The organism is Bradyrhizobium sp. MI1.11 (assembly GCF_055811255.1).
In genome coordinates, this window is sequence record NZ_JBVVPM010000002.1 from 270,235 (window position 1) to 291,046 (window position 20,812).

Annotated in this window: 17 protein-coding genes; 7 read left to right on the top strand and 10 right to left on the bottom strand. The window is 63.2% G+C overall.

From position 1 onward, the window contains the following. Nucleotides 1–12 precede the first annotated feature (12 nt). From rseP to fabZ, 4 genes are all read left to right on the top strand, one after another. On the top strand, nucleotides 13–1,164 hold the full coding sequence (rseP, locus tag AC0L30_RS03195; RefSeq protein WP_473403748.1) for an RIP metalloprotease RseP: 1,152 nt from the start codon (nucleotides 13–15) through the stop codon (nucleotides 1,162–1,164). A gap of 180 nt (nucleotides 1,165–1,344) precedes the next feature. Next, nucleotides 1,345–3,876, top strand: coding sequence for an outer membrane protein assembly factor BamA (gene bamA, locus AC0L30_RS03200; RefSeq protein ID WP_007603633.1), 2,532 nt, complete (start codon nucleotides 1,345–1,347; stop codon nucleotides 3,874–3,876). Between the two features lie 125 nt (nucleotides 3,877–4,001). After that, entirely contained in the window at nucleotides 4,002–5,069 is a 1,068-nt protein-coding gene (gene lpxD, locus AC0L30_RS03205; RefSeq protein ID WP_007603634.1) for a UDP-3-O-(3-hydroxymyristoyl)glucosamine N-acyltransferase, read from the top strand. Nucleotides 5,070–5,110: 41 nt separating this feature from the next. Beyond that, nucleotides 5,111–5,527 carry a 3-hydroxyacyl-ACP dehydratase FabZ gene (gene fabZ, locus AC0L30_RS03210; RefSeq protein WP_051058562.1) on the top strand — a complete coding sequence of 139 codons (417 nt, stop codon included), beginning with the start codon at nucleotides 5,111–5,113 and terminating at the stop codon, nucleotides 5,525–5,527. 6 nt (nucleotides 5,528–5,533) lie between these two features. On the opposite strand, the gene AC0L30_RS03215 is transcribed toward fabZ, so the two are convergent. Beyond that, nucleotides 5,534–5,878, bottom strand: a complete 345-nt coding sequence (locus AC0L30_RS03215; protein ID WP_007603639.1) for a KTSC domain-containing protein — start codon at nucleotides 5,876–5,878, stop codon at nucleotides 5,534–5,536. 175 nt (nucleotides 5,879–6,053) lie between these two features. Here AC0L30_RS03215 and lpxA point away from each other — a divergent pair, with 175 nt between their 5' ends. From lpxA to lpxB, 3 genes are read left to right on the top strand one after another with little or no spacing between them, the layout of a single operon-like run. Next, on the top strand, nucleotides 6,054–6,845 hold the full coding sequence (gene lpxA, locus AC0L30_RS03220) for an acyl-ACP--UDP-N-acetylglucosamine O-acyltransferase (protein WP_007603640.1): 792 nt from the start codon (nucleotides 6,054–6,056) through the stop codon (nucleotides 6,843–6,845). Between the two features lie 19 nt (nucleotides 6,846–6,864). Continuing rightward, nucleotides 6,865–7,722: an LpxI family protein gene (locus tag AC0L30_RS03225; RefSeq protein ID WP_007603641.1), complete on the top strand. Its 858-nt coding sequence runs from the start codon at nucleotides 6,865–6,867 to the stop codon at nucleotides 7,720–7,722. Continuing rightward, nucleotides 7,719–8,903: a lipid-A-disaccharide synthase gene (gene lpxB / locus AC0L30_RS03230; RefSeq protein WP_088941263.1), complete on the top strand. Its 1,185-nt coding sequence runs from the start codon at nucleotides 7,719–7,721 to the stop codon at nucleotides 8,901–8,903. The genes AC0L30_RS03225 and lpxB overlap by 4 nt, the downstream gene beginning before the upstream one ends. Before the next feature lie 218 nt (nucleotides 8,904–9,121). Here lpxB and AC0L30_RS03235 read toward each other — a convergent pair whose 3' ends face one another. The 9 genes from AC0L30_RS03235 to gltX all read right to left on the bottom strand — a co-directional run bounded on the left by AC0L30_RS03235 (nucleotide 9,122) and on the right by gltX (nucleotide 20,764). Next, entirely contained in the window at nucleotides 9,122–11,251 is a 2,130-nt protein-coding gene (locus AC0L30_RS03235) for a sensor histidine kinase (protein ID WP_219682191.1), read from the bottom strand. Nucleotides 11,252–11,491: 240 nt separating this feature from the next. Next, a complete protein-coding gene (locus AC0L30_RS03240; protein WP_219682190.1) occupies nucleotides 11,492–12,259 on the bottom strand; it encodes an SDR family NAD(P)-dependent oxidoreductase in 768 nt (255 codons plus the stop codon). Next, a complete protein-coding gene (locus tag AC0L30_RS03245; protein WP_219682189.1) occupies nucleotides 12,256–13,365 on the bottom strand; it encodes an ABC transporter ATP-binding protein in 1,110 nt (369 codons plus the stop codon). Before AC0L30_RS03245 ends, AC0L30_RS03240 begins: the two co-directional genes overlap by 4 nt. Before the next feature lie 10 nt (nucleotides 13,366–13,375). Further along, on the bottom strand, nucleotides 13,376–14,233 hold the full coding sequence (locus AC0L30_RS03250) for a carbohydrate ABC transporter permease (RefSeq protein ID WP_219682188.1): 858 nt from the start codon (nucleotides 14,231–14,233) through the stop codon (nucleotides 13,376–13,378). After that, nucleotides 14,226–15,149: a carbohydrate ABC transporter permease gene (locus AC0L30_RS03255; RefSeq protein ID WP_007603650.1), complete on the bottom strand. Its 924-nt coding sequence runs from the start codon at nucleotides 15,147–15,149 to the stop codon at nucleotides 14,226–14,228. Before AC0L30_RS03255 ends, AC0L30_RS03250 begins: the two co-directional genes overlap by 8 nt. Beyond that, on the bottom strand, nucleotides 15,146–16,432 hold the full coding sequence (locus AC0L30_RS03260) for an ABC transporter substrate-binding protein (protein WP_007603651.1): 1,287 nt from the start codon (nucleotides 16,430–16,432) through the stop codon (nucleotides 15,146–15,148). Before AC0L30_RS03260 ends, AC0L30_RS03255 begins: the two co-directional genes overlap by 4 nt. A 57-nt stretch (nucleotides 16,433–16,489) precedes the next feature. Then, nucleotides 16,490–17,668, bottom strand: coding sequence for an ROK family transcriptional regulator (locus tag AC0L30_RS03265; RefSeq protein WP_198288333.1), 1,179 nt, complete (start codon nucleotides 17,666–17,668; stop codon nucleotides 16,490–16,492). A gap of 177 nt (nucleotides 17,669–17,845) precedes the next feature. Beyond that, nucleotides 17,846–19,150: a citrate synthase gene (gene gltA / locus AC0L30_RS03270; RefSeq protein ID WP_007603656.1), complete on the bottom strand. Its 1,305-nt coding sequence runs from the start codon at nucleotides 19,148–19,150 to the stop codon at nucleotides 17,846–17,848. Nucleotides 19,151–19,333: 183 nt separating this feature from the next. Then, on the bottom strand, nucleotides 19,334–20,764 hold the full coding sequence (gene gltX, locus AC0L30_RS03275) for a glutamate--tRNA ligase (RefSeq protein WP_473365472.1): 1,431 nt from the start codon (nucleotides 20,762–20,764) through the stop codon (nucleotides 19,334–19,336). Nucleotides 20,765–20,812: the final 48 nt, after the last annotated feature.

Consider the following 20,812-nt stretch of genomic DNA (forward strand, 5'->3'; position numbering starts at 1 on the left):
TGAGGGAATTCGATGATTGACTTTTTCGTCCATAGTTTCAATACGTTGAGCCATGGGCTCCTCGGCTACGCGGTTCCCTTCCTGTTCGTCCTGACTATCGTCGTGTTCTTCCATGAGCTCGGCCATTTCCTGGTCGCGCGCTGGGCAGGCGTTCGCGTGTTAACTTTTTCGCTCGGTTTCGGACCTGAGCTGGTCGGCTTCAACGACCGTCATGGCACCCGGTGGAAGATCTCGGCGATCCCGCTCGGCGGCTACGTCAAGTTCTTCGGCGACGAGAGCGAGGCTTCGACGCCGTCGTCCGAGAAGCTTGCGGCCATGACGGCCGAGGAGCGCGCCGGCAGCTTCCATCATAAGAAGGTCGGCCCGCGCGCCGCCATCGTTGCCGCCGGACCGATCGCCAATTTCATCCTGGGCGCGCTGATCTTCGCCGGCATGGCGCTGTATTACGGCAAGCCGAGCACGATCGCGCGCGTCGACGGTGTCGTCGCCGACGGTGCTGCGGCGGCAGCCGGCTTCAAGATCGGCGACGTCGTCGTCCAGATCGATGGCAAGCCGATCGAAAGCTTTGCCGATATGCAGCGCATGGTTGCGATGAATGCCGGTTCGCCGCTTGCCTTCCAGGTCAAGAGGGAGGGCACCATCGTGTCGCTGACCGCGACGCCGGCGTTGCTCGAGCGCAAGGATCCCTTCGGCAACAGCCACCGTCTCGGCGTGCTCGGCATCGAGCACAAGTCTCAGGCCGGAGAGGTCTCGACTTCGCCGGTCGGCGTCGGCGAAGCGCTCAAGATCGGGGTTGAACAGGTCTGGTTCATCATCACCAGCACCTTCAAGTTCCTGGGCTCGTTGTTCGTGGGGAACGGCAATCCGAACGAGGTCAGCGGCGTGCTCGGCATTGCCAAGATGTCGGGGCAGGCGGCCAGCGCCGGGTTCCAGTTCGTGATCAACCTCTGCGCGGTGCTGTCGGTGTCGATCGGTCTGTTGAATCTGTTCCCGATCCCGCTGCTCGATGGCGGTCACCTTATGTTCTATGCGGCGGAGGTCGCCCGTGGTCGGCCCCTGTCCGAGCGGACTCAGGAGATGGGGTTCCGAATCGGGCTCGGCTTGGTGCTGATGTTGATGGTGTTTGCGACCTATAACGACATCCTCCGGATGGCCTCATCCTGATAGGGGCTTTTTTGTGGCGTTGTCGGGCGTTGCTCTTGGGCAACGTCTTGGAATGAAAATGAAATTACGGCGCGCTCGACCGTTTGCGGCGTCGGTGAAATTGTCTACAAGCGGCTTGAACTTGGGGAATCTCCAGACCGGGGTTGGGTCTGGTACGGAATGATAAGGGCGCGTTGCGCAATGAAGTTTGGACTGCGACTCCGGGGGGGCTTGCTCGCAACCCTGATCATGTTCGGCGCGCCGGTGCTTGCCCCGGTTGGGGCTGCCTTTGTGTCTTCGTCTGCGCTTGCTCAGACCGTGCAGTCGATTTCCGTTGAAGGAAATCGCAGGGTCGAGGTGGAGACGATCCGCTCCTATTTCAAGCCGGGTCCCGGCGGTCGCCTCGATCAAGGCGCTATCGACGACGGCCTCAAGGCGTTGATCGAGACCGGCCTGTTCCAGGACGTCAGGATCAACCGCGGTGCCGGTGGCCAGATCGTCGTCTCCGTGGTGGAAAACCCGGTGATCGGCCGCATTGCCTTCGAGGGCAACAAGAAGATCAAGGACGAGCAGCTCACTGGTGAAGTCCAGTCCAAGGCGCGCGGCACCTTCTCCCGCGCCATGGTGCAGTCCGACACGCTGCGAATCGCCGAAATCTATCGCCGTTCCGGCCGCTACGACGTCCGCGTCACGCCTGAAGTCATCGAGCAGCCGAACAACCGCGTCGATCTCGTCTTCACGGTCGAGGAGGGCGCCAAGACCGGCGTCAAGTCGATCGAGTTCGTCGGCAACAACGCGTACTCGTCGTACCGCCTGCGCGACGTCATCAAGACGCACGAATCGAACCTGCTGAGCTTCCTCGCCAGCAGCGACATCTACGATCCCGATCGGGTCGAGGCCGACCGCGACCTGATCCGCCGCTTCTATCTCAAGAACGGTTTCGCCGACGTCCAGGTCGTGGCCGCGCTCACCGAATACGATCCGGAGAAGAAGGGCTTCAACGTTACCTTCAAGATCGAGGAAGGCTCCCAATACCGGGTCGGCTCGATCGACTTCCGCTCCAGCATTCCGAACTTCGATCCCACCTCGATGCGCAACTATTCGCGCGTCAATGTCGGCTCCCTCTACAACGTCGAATCGGTCGAGAAATCGGTCGAGGAGATGCAGATCGAAGCCTCGCGGCGCGGTTATGCCTTCGCCGTGGTCCGTCCCGGCGGCGACCGCAACTTCGAGGCGCACACCGTGTCGGTCGTGTTCAACATCGACGAGGGCCCGCGCACCTATATCGAGCGCATCAACTTGCGCGGCAACACCCGCACGCGCGACTACGTGATTCGTCGCGAGTTCGACGTCTCCGAGGGCGATGCCTACAACCGCGCGCTGGTCGACCGTGCCGAGCGCCGCTTGAAGAACCTCGACTATTTCAAGAGCGTGAAGATCACGACGGAGCCCGGCTCGTCGAGCGACCGCGTGATCCTGCTCGTGGACATGGAAGAGAAATCGACCGGCGACTTCTCGGTCTCGGGTGGTTACTCCACCACCGACGGCGCGCTGGCCGAAGTCTCGGTGTCCGAACGCAATTTACTCGGCCGCGGCCTGTTCGCCAAGGCGGCGGTGACCTACGGCCAGTATGCCCGCGGCTACTCGCTGTCGTTCGTCGAGCCCTATTTGCTCGACTACCGGGTCGCGCTGGGTCTCGACCTCTATCAGCGCGAGCAGAAGTCCAACAGCTACATCTCGTACGGCACCAAGACGCTCGGCTTCTCGCCGCGCCTCGGTTTCTCGCTGCGTGAAGATCTGTCGCTGCAGGTGCGCTACTCGATCTACCGGCAGGAAATCACGCTGCCGTCCTACCTGGCGAACTGTAACAACAATGTGGGTTCGGCGGCTTTCAATCCGAGCCCGGCCTTCGCCAATGCAAATGGCATCGACCTGAGCTCCACCAACGGCCTCGGCTGCTACAGCGACGGTGAAGCCTCGCTGCCGGTGCGCAAGGAACTTGCCAACGGCAAGACCCTGACCTCGGCGCTCGGCTATTCGCTGTCCTACAACACGCTCGACAATAACAAGAACCCCACCGACGGTCTGCTGGTCGATTTCCGGCAGGACTTCGCCGGTGTCGGCGGCGACGTCTCCTACCTGAAGACTGTGGTGGACGCGAAGTACTACACTCCGCTGGTGTCCGATATCGTCGGCCTCGCTCGCATCCAGGGCGGCATGCTGAACAAGATGGGCAGCGATCTGCGCATGCTCGATCACTTCCAGATGGGCCCGAACCTCGTCCGCGGCTTTGCCCCGAACGGCATCGGACCGCGCGATTTGAACCCCTTCGGTACGCAGGACGCGCTTGGCGGCACCAAATATTGGGGTGCTTCGCTCGAATTGCAGATGCCGTTCTGGTTCCTGCCCAAGGAAGTGGGTCTGAAGGGCGCCGTCTACGCCGACGCTGGCGGGCTGTTCGACTATCAGGGCCCGACGACATGGTCGGTGACCAACGAAATGACCACGACCAAGAACTCGAGCTGCACGCCGTCGACCGTCAATCCAGCTTCGGCTGGAACCTGCACCGGCCTGGTGTATGACAACGGCAATGCGGTCCGGTCGTCGGTCGGCGTCGGCTTGATCTGGGCCTCGCCGTTCGGTCCGCTGCGCTTCGACTACGCCGTGCCGCTGACCAAGGGCAAGTACGACCGTACGCAGGAGTTCCGGTTCGGCGGCGGCACCTCTTTCTAATTCGAACAGCACGGCACGATCCGGACCACGGGATCCCGTTTCCGAAAGGGATCGTGCCAATCCAGGAGATGAGGCATGATGCGGCTTGGCCGCTTCATGCCGAAGCCGGACCGCGACGGGGTGGAATGGCGCAGCCGACCTTCTTCACACAGCCGCCCGCCTCAGCGCTGGCCGACATAGCCACGCTGACCAAGGCGGAGCTGGTCGATCCCGCCAGGGGCGGCCAAATCATCAGGGGTCTTGCTTCGCTCGACGAAGCCGGCCCGATGCACCTGACGTTCTTCGACAATCTCAAATATGCCGATGAGCTCAAGGCGACCAAGGCCGGTGCTTGCCTGGTGAGCCCACGCTTCGAGGCCCGGGTGCCCGCGCACGTCGCCGTGCTGCGGGCGCCACAGCCGTTCCGCGCCTTCGTCAGGATCGCGCGGGAGTGGCACGGCGACGCGCTCCGGCCGCAATCCTGGACCGGCAACGACGGCATCGCGACGTCGGCCATCATCGACCCCACCGCCAGGCTTGAGGACGGCGTGATCGTCGATCCCCTGGCCGTGATCGGTCCTGACGTGGAGATCGGCAGTGGCACGGTGATCGGTGTGGGGGCCGTGATCGGCCCGGGCGTCAAGATCGGCCGGGACTGCAATGTCGGCGCACGCACCGCCATCCAGTGCGCGCTGATCGGCAACGATGTGCTGATCCATCCCGGCTGCTCCATCGGCCAGGACGGCTACGGCTTCATCTTCTTCGGCCCCGAGGGCCACCTGAAAGTGCCCCAGACCGGCCGCGTGCTGATTCAGAACAACGTGGAGGTCGGCGCCGGCACCACCATTGATCGCGGGTCCTTGCGCGACACCGTGATCGGCGAGGGAACCAAAATCGACAATCAGGTCCAGATCGGCCACAATGTGACCATTGGCCGGCACTGCCTGCTGGCAGCCCAGATCGGCCTTGCCGGCAGCCTCACCCTCGGCGACAACGTGGCGCTGGGAGCGAAGGTGGGCATCAACAATCACGTCAAGATCGGGGATGGAGCTCAGGTGACTGCCATGAGCGGCGTCAAGGACGACGTTCCTCCCAACGGACGCTGGGGCGGGTTTTTTGCCAAGCCGACCCGGCAGTGGTTCAAGGAAATTTTGGCGGTCGAGCGCCTGGCGCGCGACAGCAAGGCCGATCCGAAGCAGGAGGAACGGGAGTGACGGACGAAGCACCGGTCAGGTTCGAGCTTGTGGACATCAACATGATCCTGCAAACGCTCCCGCACCGTTTTCCGATGCTGCTGATCGATCGCGTGATCAACATCCGCACCGATTACAGCGGCATCGGCATCAAGAACGTCACCTTCAACGAACCGCCGTTCCAGGGCCATTTTCCCGATCGCCCGGTCTACCCCGGCGTCATGATGATCGAAGCGATGGCGCAGACTGCCGGTGTGATCGGCATCAAATCGGTCGAGGGCACCGACAAGCCGCGCGCGGTCTATTTCCTGACCATCGACAAGTGCAAGTTCCGCAAGCCGGTGCTGCCCGGCGATACCATCGAATATCACATGCGCTCGATCGGCCGCCGCAAAGCCATGTGGTGGTTTCACGGCGACGCCAAGGTCAATGGCCAGGTGGTTGCGGAGGCCGACGTCGGCGCCATGCTGACCGACTGAGCGGGATCAACTTCTCTGGATACGCTCGCGTGCAGGACAAGCGTACCGGCCGCCGCTGACCTCGCGCTTGATGTTCTGGTTGAAGAACTTTCCCATGGACGGTGCGCCCAGCAGGCGCTCGACCGTGTCGACCGGCACGCCGCAATAGCCGTCATAAACGCCATCCACAGCCACGATGAGGGCCTGCTGCGCACGGTCGTAACAGACCCGCTGAAGCACTGTGCTGCGGGTAATGTCGCGGCATTCGTATGTCTTGAGATCGACGAGGCGGTGTTCGGCGGTCTCGATCGTCTCGGATACGATCGGCGCGGCCGCGAGCTGTGCGAATAGAAGTGCCAGGGCCCTGACCACGATACCTGAAGCTCCGCGTGAACTTGTTGACGAACCGGGAAGGCTGCCTCATCCGGCACCTGAAACACGGAGAGATCATACGTCACTGGACAGATCGGGCATAGTCGCGCTAACCAGCGGAAAACCGAGCGACTTCAACACCTAATCAGACCTTCTTGATGAGTCAGATTGCTTGATGAGTAAGATTGATCCCACCGCACGGATCGCGGACGGCGCCGTGATCGGCGAGGGCACCGAGATCGGACCCTATTGCATCATCGGTGCGCATGTCGTGATCGGCAGTAACTGCAAGCTGATCGGACAGGTCACCGTCATCGGCCACACCTCGATCGGAGATGGCTGCGTGATCTCGCCGTTCGCGGTGCTGGGCGGGGCGCCCCAGGATCTCAGCTACAAGGGCGAGCCTACGAAGCTTGAGGTCGGCTCGGGCTGCACCATCCGCGAAGGCGCGACCATGAATGTCGGCACCATCAAGGGCGGTGGCCTGACGCGCGTCGGCAACGACTGCTATTTCATGAACAACAGTCATGTCGGGCATGACTGCATGGTCGGCAACAACGTGATCTTCGCAACCTCGGCGACGCTCGGCGGCCATTGCGAGATCGGTGACGCCGTCTATATCGGCGGCCTGTCCGCAGTGCATCAGTTCACCCGCATCGGCCCCTATGTGATGGTTGGCGGTGTCTGCGGCGTGCGCGACGACGTCATCCCGTACGGGCTGGTCAACGGCCAATATGCGGTGCTTGAGAGCCTCAACCTGATCGGCATGAAGCGGCGCAAGTTCACCAAGCAGCGGCTTGCGACCGTACGCGCGTTCTACCAGAAACTTTTCCATGGTCCCGCGACCTTTGCCGAACGCCTGGAGGCGGCGCGGCCGCTCGCCGGTGAAGATCCGGCGATCGCCGAAATCCTCGACTTCATCGGCAAGGGCAAGCGCCCGCTCTGTCTTCCCGCCATCGCGAAGTGATGATGGGATGGCCCCGGGCATGACATCGGCGGCTTCGGAGATTTCATCGCCGGTCGGCGTGGTCGCTGGCGGCGGCGCGATGCCGTTCGCGGTTGCCGAATCGCTCGCCGCCCGCGGCATCACGCCGGTGTTGTTTCCCCTTCGGGGCGCCTGTGATCCGGCACGGGTGGAAAACTTCCGCCATCGCTGGATCTCGGTCGGCCAGCTCGGCCGTGCCATGCGGCTGTTTCGCGAGGAGGGCTGCCGCGACCTGATCTTCATCGGCACGCTGGTACGGCCTTCGCTCTCCGAGGTCCGGGTCGACTTCACGACGCTCCGGCTGCTCGGCAATGTCATCCGCGCCTTCCGCGGCGGCGACGATCATTTGTTGTCCGGCGTCGGACGCATTCTCGAGCAGGGCGGCTTTCGCATGGTCGGCATCAAGGATGTCGCGCCCGAGCTCTTGATGCCCGAGGGCTGCATCAGCCGCGCCTGGCCGAGCGACACCGGCAAGACCGACATCGAGCGCGGACGCGCGGTGCTGACCGCGCTCGGTCCGTTCGACATCGGCCAGGCTGCGGTCGTGATCGACGGCCATGTGGTGGCGGTCGAGGACATCGAGGGCACCGATGCGCTGCTCGCGCGGGTGGCACGGCTGCGCGAAGAGGGCCGCATCCGCGCCGCCACCGGGCGGGGCGTGCTGGTGAAGGTCCCAAAGAGCGGGCAGGATCTGCGCTTCGACCTGCCGACGATCGGCCCGCGCACTCTCGAGGGTGTCGCCGCCGCAGGGCTCGCAGGCATTGCCGTCGTCGCGGGCAACACCATCGCCGCCGAGCCGCAGGCAATGATCGCGCTCGCCGACGCCAAATATCTCTTCGTCATCGGCCTGCCGGCGTGATGCAAGGCCGCGATCCCAAGCGCAAGATCTTCCTGATCGCCACGGAGGAATCCGGCGACCGGCTCGGCAGCGCCTTGATGAAGGTGCTGCGCCAGCGCCTCGGCGACGGCGTGCAGTTCGTGGGCGTCGGCGGCCACACCATGGCGCGCCAGGGGCTGGAGACGCTGTTTCCGATCGAGCAGCTCTCGATCGTGGGCTTCGCCGCGGTCGTGCAGCAACTGCCGAAGATCCTGCGGCTGATCCGCGAGACCGCGGAGGCCGTGACCGAAGCCGCGCCGGACGCGCTCGTCATCATCGACAGCCCCGACTTCACCCACCGTGTCGCCCGCCGCGTGCGGGCGCGCAATCCGGCGATCCCGATCGTCGACTACGTCTCGCCGCAGCTCTGGGCCTGGCGGCCGGGGCGGGCGCGGACCATGCTCGGCTATGTCGACCATGTGCTCGGCCTGTTGCCGTTCGAGCCGGAGGAATATCGCAAGCTCGGCGGTCCGCCATGCAGCTATGTCGGCCATCCCCTGATCGAGCAATTGCCCTCGTTGCGGCCGAACGCCGACGAGCAGGCGCGTCGCGGCGGCGAGCCGCCGGTGTTGCTGGTATTGCCCGGCAGCCGCCGCAGCGAGATCAGGCACCATCTCGACGTGTTCGGCGCGACGCTCGGCCGATTGCAGACGGACGGCCGCGCGTTCGAACTGATGCTGCCGACCATGCCGCATCTCGAAGCCAGTATTCGCGAAGGCATCGCGAACTGGCCGGTCAAGCCTCAGATCGTGGTCGGCGAGAACGAGAAGCGCGCCGCCTTCCGCATCGCGCGCGCGGCCCTGGCAAAATCCGGCACGGTGACGCTGGAGCTCGCGCTATCGGGCATCCCGATGGTGACGGCCTATCGCGTCGGTGCGATCGAAGCCTTCATCCTGCGCCGCGCGATCCGCGTCTCTTCGGTGATCCTCGCCAATCTCGTGATCGGCAAGGATGTCATCCCGGAGTTCCTGCAGGAAGACTGCACGCCGGAGAAGCTGGCGCCCGCGCTCTCGGAGCTTCTGACCGATTCACCACTGCGCCGGCAGCAGGTGGAAGCGTTCGCCCAGCTCGATACGATCATGTCGACCGGCAACAAATCGCCGAGCGTGCTCGCCGCCGACATCGTGCTGGCGACGATGCGAAAGGGCAGGCGGGCTAGCTAGGACGTGTACTCACAAGCGGCCCTAGTCCGCTTGGATCCAGCCATTCCAGCATTCAAACCCTCGCTATCCGATTTGGCAAAGAGGCGTTAATCCGAGCTTGAAGCCACATTAGAATTGAGGTCGGTGTCTCCTTGTGGCGCCAGGGCTGACCTGCCTCGCGCAGCCGGTCGAGGACTCGTGCCCCTGAACGGACATCGCGGATATCCAAATTCTTAATATCAATGGCGCTGCGGTAGCCCAGCAACTGAATGGGATGATGTCCTCGCAGTGGTTAATAGCTTCTCCTGGCCTCTCAGAGCGTCCAGCAGTTCGTCGGCCGAGAAGGGCTTGATCAGGACAGTGAGACCTTGCGCGGAGATCAATTTCATCGTTTGCGACCTGATGTCGCCCGTCATCACGACGGCCGGTAGGTTCAAGCCAAGGGCGACACGCAGGCTCTTAATGGTCTCGATGCCATCCGATGAGCCACGAAGGTTGTAGTCACACAGCAGTACATCCGGGCGCAGACCCTGCTCTTTGATCAGGGTCAAGGCTTCGCTCGCCGTTGCGATAACGGTGGCGTCAATCCCTCTTGCCTTCAACGATCTCTGCAGCGCCGATCGCAGGGACGCCTCGTCCTCTATCGCGAGAACGCTGCCCAGGAAGGCACCACTGCAAGGGGGCACCAGCGACGCCGCTTCTGGCGCATTGGCGCCGGATCGAGCGCGCGGAACCTCGATGAAAAACCGTGTGCCCCTCCCTGCGATAGAACGCACCTCGACCTTGTGATCCAGCATTTCTCCAAGCCGCCTTACGATCGCGAGGCCCAGCCCAAATCCGCCCCGTTCCGCGCCATCAGTCCCCTGGTAGTACTCATCGAATATGTGCGGAAGTTGATCTTCGGTGATACCGATTCCGCTGTCCCACACTTCGATGCGAACCTTGTCACCGACTCGTCGGCATCCAAGCAAAATTTGTCCCCGGTCAGTGTATCGGACTGCATTTGATAAGAGGTTGCGGATCATCTCCGCAAGCATTCGGCTGTCGCTGCGGACGATGAGCCCGGAACGTGCAACGCGCAGTCGGAGTCCTCTTTCCTGCACAGACGCGGCGAAGTCTCTAGCGAGCGGCTCGAAAATTTCAACTAGAGAAAACTCACTCACGGATGGACGCAGTTTTCCGGATTCCAGCTTGTTCACATCGAGCAGGCTGGAGAGGATGCTGGTCATGGTATCCAGCGATTTCCGAATGTCAGCGACAAGATCGTGCGCTTCACCGCTTGAATGGAGCGATTCAAGCGCTGCCTGCAGAAGCTTCAGGGTCTGCAATGGCTGGCGCATGTCATGGCTTGCCGCAGCAAGAAAGCTCGATTTGGCGCGATCGGCTAATTCTGCCGCTTCTAAAGCGCCCTGCAATCGGGACTCCCTTTCCAGAATGGCGTGATGGTGAAGCCTCCGCTCGCTAAACAGGGCAGCAAGAACAAGAGCACCTAATGTGATCGCCAGAATGGTAGCTTGAGCAGTCAGCACACGATCTTCGATCGACAGACGTGCGTCCCCGAAAATGCCGATGGTGAAGATTGTCGTCCAGACGACCGTAGTCGAGCATAAGAACGTGGCAATCGCCGTGAACGCTGAACGAAGGCGAGCCGCGATCCAGAGCAGAAGTGGACAAAGTGCGCTGACCGCCAGCACCGCAGTCCAGGGCTCATTGCGCAAGAAAGCCAGCAGCGCGCATATGAGAGACACCACGCCGAGCGCAAGAACGCCCTCCGCAACTTCCCCCCGCGGCGGGGGAGCGCGCGCTAGCGACGCCAGGCCAATTGCGAGCGGCGTCACCGCAATCGTCCCTGTTGCGGCAGATGAAACCCAGTGAAGCCAGATCACCGCCGGGGACGCAGCCGACCCGTGAAACAGCGCAAATACTGCCGTACCACCAAGGCCGGAAAGGCTCGCTGCAATACCGGTCGCGGCAAATAGCGCAAGTACGCTGCGCAGTTCATTCAACTCGAATGGAGATCCACAAAAGCGGTGGATCAGGCCCGCGATGATGACGACTTCACCGGAGTTCGTGACAGCAAAGAACAACGAACTCCAGATGTTGCGATCGCCTAGCAGGTTAGCCGCAATCGTTGCAGCGACCACTCCGAGCACGACAGGCAGCTGTGCCGCAGGACCAAGCGCGATCAAGATCCCCGAAGCCACCCCCCCCGCTGGCCAGAATAGGGCAACACCATCGGCCGGGTCCAGCAATGCAAGGCTCAGCCGCGCGGTGAGAAAATAGGCGAGTGCCACTGCGAATGTCAAAAGAACGTCTGCGCCGCTTGCGAGCGGGCGGCGAGCCACCATCTGTTTTGCGGTAATCCCCAATGCCTTCCACCACTCGTCTGGGCCCATATCCCTGACGCGCAAAGCCTTCCGGGGCCGCCGCGACGTCGCCAACTCGGCGGCTCTAGCGAGTATAGGCCAGATTTCCGCTCAAGCCATCATGTTGTCTTGCATTAGTCTTCCTGTGGCCCAACTCGGACCCAAGGTGAGATACGCCAACCCGACTGCTATCGGATACGGAGCGGACCTCTATGAGGGAGCTCGGGTGTGTCAGTACACGCTCTAGCCGAGACCAGCGTCGACCTGAAAACATTGGCGCGTGATGCGCTGGCTGTCGTCGGAGGCGAGGAACAGCGCCATGTTGGCGATGTCCTCAGGCGTCACCGCGTCGGGAATGGCCTGACGCGTGCGCAGCTCGGCGATCGCCTGGTCGTCCGGGTACCACAGCCGGCGCTGACGCTCCGTGATCACCATCCCCGGCGCTATCGCATTAACGCGGATGCGGTCGGGCCCGAGCGACCGGGCCAGGGAGTTGGTGAAGCCGACAATCGCGGCCTTCGCCGCGGCGTAGACCGGCAGCCCCGGCGCGCCGCGCATCCAGGCAATCGACGACATGTTGATGATCGAACCGCCGCCGCGCGCCTGCATCTGCGGCACCACCGCTTGCGCTGCAAAGAAGACGTGCTTGAGGTTGACGCCGATCATCCAGTCGAACTCGGCCGAGGTTACCTCGGCCAGTACCTGGCGTTGATCGTTAGCGGCGTTGTTGACGAGAACCGCGGCATCGCCAAGCGATCCCTGAACCTGCGCCATAGCGTCGCGCAAGGCGTCGATGTCGAGCAGATCGCACGGCACGAACAAGGGCGCGGTCCCAGCCGCGGCCTTTACATCCGCGACCAGCGCCCGGCCGGCTGCCTCATCGAGATCCAGGAACGCGACACGAGCCCCTTGCGCCGCGAACGACCGCACGAAGGCGGCACCGATGCCGCTGGCGCCACCGGTGATCAACACCACGCGATCCCTAAGACCGGCATAGCTCGTTCTTGTCATGCGATCAGTCGCTCCGTCTCGGGGTCGAACAGGCAGATGCGGCGGGTGTCGAGCGCGAACGGGGCGGCGGCGCCCGGTGTGGGGCGGATATCCGGCGTGATGCGCGCCAGCGCAGGCTCGCCGCCAAGCCGCAGCAGCACGATCGTTTCGGCTCCCGTCGGCTCGACCATCTCCACCGGCGCGTTGACGACGACGGGCGGATCGGCGGAAAATACGCGGCTGCCCTCGGCGATGCATTCCGGCCTGATCCCGACCACCACGTCTCGGCCGACAAAGGGGGCCGCCGCATCATATTGGCCAAGGCGGAGGCGGACCTCGTCCGGCCGTCCCGCGCCGATCACGACCACCGGCCCGCTGGCGTCAGCCTCCAGCCGTGCCGGCATCGTGTTCATCGGCGGCGAACCCATGAAACGGGCCACGAACAGATTGGCGGGATAGCGATACACGGTGTCCGGATCGGCAAACTGCTGCACCACGCCTCGATGCATCACGGCGATGCGCGTCGCCATCGTCATCGCCTCGATCTGGTCGTGGGTGACATAGACGATGGTGGCGCCGATGCGCTGGTGCAGACGCTTGATTTCCATTCGCATCTCGACACGCAGCTTGGCGTCGAGGTTGGAGAGCGGCTCGTCGAACAGGAAGAGCAGGGGATCGCGCACCAGCGCCCGGCCCATCGCCACACGCTGGCGCTGGCCGCCGGAGAGCTGCGACGGCTTGCGGCCGAGTAGCGGCTCGATCTGGAGCAGCCTTGCCACATTCGCCAGCGCCTTTTCCTGCTCCGCCTTCGCTACGTGGCGGCATTCCATGCCGAAGGTGATGTTCTGGCGCACCGTCATCGACGGATAGAGCGCGTAGGACTGGAACACCATGGCGATGTCGCGGTCCTTCGGCGGAATGTCGTTGACGACACGTCCGCCGATTTCCACGGTGCCTGAGCTCGGGAGGTCGAGCCCGGCGATGATGTTGAGCAGCGTAGACTTGCCGCAGCCGGATGGGCCGACGAGCACGGTGAATTCACCGCTCTCGATGTCGAGATCGATGCCCTTCAGCACCTCCAGATTGGCGTAACGCTTGGACAGGGCGCGAATGCTTAGGGCTGCCATGACGATCCGATCATTTCACGGCGCCGGCGGTGAGGCCGCGCACGAAATACTTGCCGCCGATCAGATAGATCAGCAGGGTCGGCAAGGCGGCGATCATCACCGCCGCGCTTTGCACGCCATGCTGCGGAATGTCGGCGACCGCGGCGGATAGCGCGATCAGCGCGGCGGTGACCGGCTGCTGCTGACCGGTCGTGAATGTCACGCCGTAGAGAAACTCGTTCCAGATATGCGTGAACTGCCAGATCACGGTGACGACCAGAATAGGCGGCGAGAGCGGCAGGATGATGCGCCAGAAAATACGAAAGAACCCTGCGCCATCGATGCGCGCAGCTCTTATCAAATCCGGCGGGATCGCAGTGTAGTAGTTTCGGCAGAACAAGACGGTAAAGGAGAGTCCCTGGATCGTGTGGATCACGACCAGGCCCGTGAGTGTGTTCATCAGGCCCGTATCGCGCAACACGATGGTCCAGGGAAGCAGGCGCATCTGCTGGGGAAGGAAGAGGCCGAGAGTCACGATGCCGTAGATCCAGCTATCGCCGCGAAAGCGCCAGAGCGAAATGGCGTAACCGGCGACAGCACCGAGCAGGGTCGAGAAAATCGTCGCGGGAATCGTGACCAGCGCGGAGTTCAGCATGTACGGCCGGATGCCGGCGCAGGTCTCGGCGACGCAGAAACCGCTCCAGGCGGTGGCGTAATTGCTCCATGCCCATTGTTTCGGCCAGCCGATCATCGAGGCCTGCGCGATCTCCTCGTTGCTACGGAGCGAGTTCAGCACGACGACGGCCAATGGCGCGAGCCACGCCGCAGCGACCAGCGAGACGACGAGATAGATCAGGATCCGGCCTGGCGCGAAGGTTCGCTCACGCATGGATCGCCCGCCGCCGCTGGACGTAACGCCACGCTGCATAGGGCAGCAAGACCGCAAGAAGAATGAGCAACATGAGCACTGCCGCCGCCGCTCCCCGTCCGAGCAGGCTGCGCTGGAACATGAGGTCGTAGACGACGAGGGCCGGCAGCTGGGTGGCGATCCCGGGACCGCCGTTGGTGAGTGCGCGGACGAGGTCGAAGGTCGAAATCGCGAACTGCAGCTGGATGACGATGACGGTGATGGTGATCGGCCAAAGGGTCGGCAGGATGACGCGCCGGTACATTCGGATCGGTCCGGCGCCGTCGATTTGCGCGGCCTTGATCAGGTCGGCGTCGACGGAGCGGAGGCCGGCCAGGAACAGCGCCATGGCAAAACCGGAAGATTGCCAGATCGCGGCGATGACAATGGTCCAGATGGCCATGTCGCGGTCGATCAGCCAGTCGAACCGGAACGAGATCCAGCCTAGGTCGCGAACCAGCTTCTGGATCCCGAGGCCGGGATTGAGCAACCAACTCCAGACCGTGCCGGTGACCACGAATGACACCGCCAGAGGATAGAGGAAGATCGACCGCAGCAGGTTCTCGCCGCGAATACGCTGGTCGAGCAGGATCGCAAGGATGAGGCCGGACGCCAGGCTCAGCAACACGAAGGCGCTGCCAAACAGCAGCAGATTGTCCAAGGCAATCTGCCAGTTCCGCGATGCTGCAACCGCAGAATAGTTGCGCAAACCGACCCAGCCCGAGACCGGGACCAGAGTGGACGGTGTGAACGATATCCAGATCGTCCACAGCGTAAACGCAATGAGGTGCGCGGCGGACATCAGCAGCGGCACCCAGATCGTCAAATATTCGGGCAGCCGGCGTACCCAGTCAGAGGCCGCCGGCCGGCCCGGTGTTGTCGAGACGGCGATCGTCAACGTGAGCTCTCGACGGCCTCGGCGAGGCGTATGGCCGCTTGCTCAGGCTTGATCGTCTTGTTCTTCACGTACTCCGTGATCACGTCGATCATCGCTGCGGTCATCCCGTTTTCCTGCGCCATGTTGTGCGCAAGACTGAGGACGGCCTGATTGCTGGCGATCGCGTCTTTCAGGGCTGCCGCGGTCCGCCGTTGACCGTCCGACCAGCCCTCGCCCGACAGATCGACATCGGTGCGCACGGGGATCGATCCCGTGATCTGCGAATACATGGTCTGGATCGCTGGATCCATCACGAGCTGGGCCATCAGCGTCTGGCCGGCCTGCAGATCTGCCTCCTTGCGCTGCCAGAATATGAAGGCATCGGCATTCAACAGGAAGACCGGCTTGCTGTTGTCGCTCGGGCCCGGAGCGATCATGAAGTCCTCGAACTTAAAGCCGGCGTTGCGCAAGACGCCCTGCGCCCACCCGCCCATGATCATCATGCCCATGTCGCCCTCGACAAAGCGCTTCAGGTTGGTCGAAAAGTGCTGGGCGCCGACGTTGGGGTCCATCCAGTCGGCAATCTTGCGCACCTGTACGAAGGCATCCTTTATCTCGGGGCCCTCCAGGGCCTTCTTGTCGAGATTCATGATGGCTGCGCGGTATGCGGCGGGACTGATGCCTGCCAAAGCGGCCTCGAATTTCTGGCCGTCGTCCGGGCGGGTGCCACCGTTGGCGATGGGATAGGGGACTCCGCCTGCTTTCATCTTCTCAGCGAGGTCGTTGAACTCAGCCCATGTGACGGGGACCTTGTCAGCCTTGGCCTTGTCCATCGCGCGTTTGGAAAGAAACAGCATGTTGGTGCTGTAGATCTGCAACGGCAGTGCAATCCACTTGCCTCCCGGTTTGTGCAATTTTGCAAGGTCAGGCGCGACAACCTTTTCGTAGCCGGCGGCAGCGACGACGGCATCGAGATCGACGGTTGGGGCAATCTTCGACCAGGCCGCAATCTCGGGGCCTTTGAGCTGCGAGCAGGCCGGTGGATCGCCGGCCATGATCTGGGCACGCAGCTTGTTCATCATCTCGGTGGTGAAGCCGGGGACGGGCGAGTGCTGCCAAACCCCGCCTTTCTCTTCGAACTTCTTGCCGAGCGCCGTGATGGCGGCCCCATCGCTGCCTGCGGACCATTGCGAGATCGCAGTCAGACGCGGCTTGATCGCGCCTTGCGCGCGGGCAAAGGCCGGCAGCGCAAGGGCAGCAGCGGATCCGGCGAGCAGTTGGCGCCTTGTTGTCGTGATCGGCATGGCAAGTTCCTCCCGGTGTGAACTCTTTCGCGCGAGAGCAGCGCGGCATCAGATATCTCAGGCGGCCTCGATCGATGCGGCCGGCATGCCGCCGCGGCAAGCGAGACAGAAAGCCGCGAATGCCAGCGCCGCTCGCGGATCGTTGCCATTCGACGGCGGTACGAAAGCGAGCGACACTTGCGCGTGATTGCGGCCGCCCAACAGACAGGCGTCGATCCCCTCGACGAGCGCGCTGCGATCGTCCTCGGCGAGGAGCGACGGCCAGCCGCTGATCGCGACGCCCTTGCATGGCTTCACGTTCAGCGTGTTGCCGATCGCAAGTCCAAGCCGGAACAGCCGCTGGCGCAATTCCTGCCGCACGCGCGACGAGAGCGGTATCGCGGTCACCCATTCGCTGCCGAGTTGAAGCAACTCGGCTTCCGCGACGCCAAGAAGCTCGGCCAGGGCGGGAAGCGACGTATAGGCCTCGACGCAGCCATGATGACCACAGCGGCAAATTGGTCCGTCGGCTTCGAACACCATGTGGCCGAGCTCGACCGGCTGGAGGGCATCGTCCTCGACCGGATCATCCATCCAGGTGCCCGCAACGCCCTGGCCGACGAAGACGAAGAGATGTGCGCCGCTGAAGGGATAATTCTCCGTGCGGCAGCGGTGAAAGATGGCGTGCGCGACGACCGAATTGGTGAACTCGACCGGCACCCCGGCAAACGCCTCGCCGAACATCTCGTTGATACGCCCGATGTCGCAGGGAATGATCGGATTGCTTGGCGCGCCCAGCCGGCTGAGACCCGGAATGGAGACACCGATCTGTGCGAGGGGGATGCGTCGGCGCCGCGTCCACTCGCGCAGCAATGTCATCGCCTCGCGAAACGCCTGGCCTACGGCCGCGACGGTCGGCGTCTTCGGCAGCGGCACTTGCCCGGTATAGCGCAGCTCATCCGACAGGCCCCCGACGCCGACGCTGAGCCGCTGGGTGGTCAGCTCAAACGCCGCGAGCGCCACCGCTTTATCGAGCGACACGAGGCCGGTCGGGCCACCGACATAAGGGGCAGGGCGCCGCACTTCCTCAATCAGGCCCTCGGCCCTCAGGTCGAACAGGATGCGCGACAGGCTCGCTTCCGACAGGCGCACGGCCTTGGCCAGCGGCGGGCGAAACGACCCGCCTGACTGAAGCAGATGAGTCAAAATGGCAGCACGCGTCTGCCGCCGACTTCTCGGCTGCTCCGGCATTTCCATCCCTGTCGTCATTCTTACTTAGTGTAAGAATGCGCGCGGAGCATTTCGGCTGTCAAGCGATCGCCGACGCATTGCGCCGACTTGTTGTTGTGCGCGGCAGCAAGATTGTGTCGGCGCAAAACAAAAACGGCGCCATCCGGAGATGGCGCCGCTTCGAAAGCCGTGATGGGCTCGACCTTACTTGCGGTTGTTGATCGCGACGTAGTCGCGCTTGGTGACACCGGTGTAGAGCTGGCGCGGACGGCCGATCTTCTGCTGCGGATCCTCGATCATCTCGCTCCACTGGCTGATCCAGCCGACGGTGCGGGCGACCGCGAACAGCACGGTGAACATCGAGACCGGGAAGCCCATCGCCTTCAGCGTGATGCCCGAATAGAAGTCGACGTTCGGGTAGAGCTTGCGGTCGATGAAGTACTGGTCGCTGAGCGCGATCTTCTCGAGCTCGAGCGCCACCTTCAGCATCGGATCGTCGCCATGGCCGGTCTCCTTGAGCACGGCGTGACACATCTTCTGCATGATCTTGGCGCGCGGATCGTAGTTCTTGTAGACGCGGTGACCGAAGCCCATCAGGCGGACTTCAGAATTCTTGTCCTTCACCTTGGCGATGAATTCGGGGATCTTGTCGACCGAGCCGATCTCGGCGAGCATTGCCAGCGCTGCTTCGTTGGCGCCGCCATGCGCCGGGCCCCACAGGCAGGCGATGCCGGCGGCGATGCAGGCGAACGGGTTGGCGCCGGAGGAGCCGGCGATACGCACCGTCGAGGTCGAGGCGTTCTGCTCGTGGTCGGCGTGCAGGATGAAGATTTTGTCCAGCGCGTCAGCCAGCACCGGGTTGATCTTGTACTCCTCGCACGGCACGGCGAAGCACATGTGCAGGAAGTTCTCGGCGAACTTCAGCGAGTTTTTCGGATACACGAAGGGCTGGCCGACTGTGTACTTGTAGGCCATCGCAGCCAGCGTCGGGATCTTGGCGATCATGCGCATGGAGGCGATCATGCGTTGCTTCGGATCGTTGATGTCGGTTGAGTCGTGATAGAACGCGGCGAGCGCGCCGACAGCCGCCACCATGATCGCCATCGGATGGGCGTCGCGGCGGAAGCCTTGGAAGAAGCGGGCCATCTGCTCGTGCACCATCGTGTGATGGATCACGCGATCGTCGAAATCCTTCTTCTGCGCGGCGGTGGGAAGCTCCCCGAACAGCAGCAGATAGCAGGTCTCGAGGAAGTCGCCGTTCTCGGCGAGCTGCTCGATCGGATAGCCGCGGTATTCCAGCACGCCCGCGTCACCGTCGATATAGGTGATCTTGGACTGGCAGCTCGCTGTCGAGGTGAAGCCGGGATCGTAGGTGAACAGGCCGGACTGGCCGTAGAGCTTGCCGATATCGATGACGTCGGGCCCGACGCTGCCGCTGTGGATCGGAAGATCGAAATTCTTGTTTCCGACCGTCAGTGTGGCGGTCTTATTGCTTGGTTTTGCGTCCATCAGAGGTCCCCGATGTATGGTGAAACGGGCCGGACCCGGAGGCCCCGACGAGATATCGCGGGGCAGGCCGGATGTTCCAGAAGGTACGGGTGAGATGGGTATATTATTGCTGTGTGCGCTGCAAGATGGCGCCACGCATGGTCGACTTACGTCGTAGCCTGGTTCTTGGCCCCGATTCTTGGCCTAGTCCTTGGCCTGATCTTTAAGCCGGCCCAGGCTTTCCTGGCGTCCCAGGACGTCCAAGACCTCGAATATGCCGGGCGACGTCGTCCGTCCGGTCAGCGCCGCCCGCAGCGGCTGGGCGACCGCGCCGAGCTTGAGACTATTTTCCTCGGCATAGGCGCGCAGGGCGGCTTCCGCATTGGCCGCGCTCCACGTCTCGACTTTCTCCAGCGCGGAATGAAGCTGGCCGATCAGCTTGCGGTTCTCAGGGGTCAGCAGCGCTGCCGCCTTTGGATCAAGCTCCAGCGGCCGGTCGGCGAAGATGAAATAGGCGCTGTCGATCAGCTCGATCAGCGTCTTGGCGCGCTCCTTCAGGGCCGGCATGGCCTTCAGGAGCTGCGCGCGCGTGGCGTCGTTTAACTTGGCCTTAATCTCGTCGCGGCTGGGCACGACGTGGTCGAGCACGTCCTCGAACATCTTCACGAGTGATTGATCGTCGGCATTGCGGATGTAGTGGCCGTTGAGGTTTTCCAGCTTGGCGAAATCGAAGCGCGCTGCTGCGCGGCCGACGCTGGCGAGGTCGAAGGCTGCGATCATCTCCTCGGTCGAGAAGATTTCCTGGTCGCCATGGCTCCAGCCGAGCCGGACGAGATAGTTGCGGAGCGCGGCCGGGAGGTATCCCATGGCGCGGTAGGCATCGACGCCGAGCGCGCCGTGCCTCTTGGAGAGCTTCGAACCGTCCGGGCCATGGATCAGGGGGATGTGAGACATGCTCGGCAGCGTCCAGCCCATCGCGTCGTAGATCTGCTTTTGGCGGGCCGCGTTGATCAAATGGTCGTCGCCGCGGATGACATGGGTGACGCCCATGTCGTGGTCGTCGACCACCACTGCGAGCATGTAGGTCGGGTTGCCATCGCCGCGCAGCAGGACGAGATCGTCGAGGTTTTCGTTCTGCCAGACCACGCGACCCTGGACCTGGTCTTCGATCACGGTTTCGCCGGTCTGGGGCGCGCGGAGCCGGATGGTCGGCTTCACGTCGGTTGGGGCCGTCGCCGGATCGCGGTCGCGCCACAGGCCGTCATAGAGGCGGGTGCGCCCCTCTGCGCGCGCCTTCTCGCGCATCGCGGTGAGCTCCTCGGCGGTGGCGTAGCAGCGATAGGCCTTGCCCTCGGCGAGCAGCTGCTCGGCGACTTCGCGGTGGCGGGCGGCGCGGCTGAACTGGTAGATGACATCGCCATCCCAGCCGAGCTCCAGCCATTTCAGGCCGTCGAGGATGGCGCCGATCGCCGCCTCGGTGGAGCGCTCCCGGTCGGTATCCTCGATCCGGAGCAGCATCTTGCCGCCGTGCTTCTTCGCATAGAGCCAGTTGAACAGGGCCGTGCGCGCGCCCCCGATATGGAGGAAGCCGGTCGGCGAGGGAGCAAAGCGGGTGACGACGGGAGAGGTGTTCATTGACCGCGCGGGATAAGGGAGGTGGCTGATTGGCGACCGTGTATCATA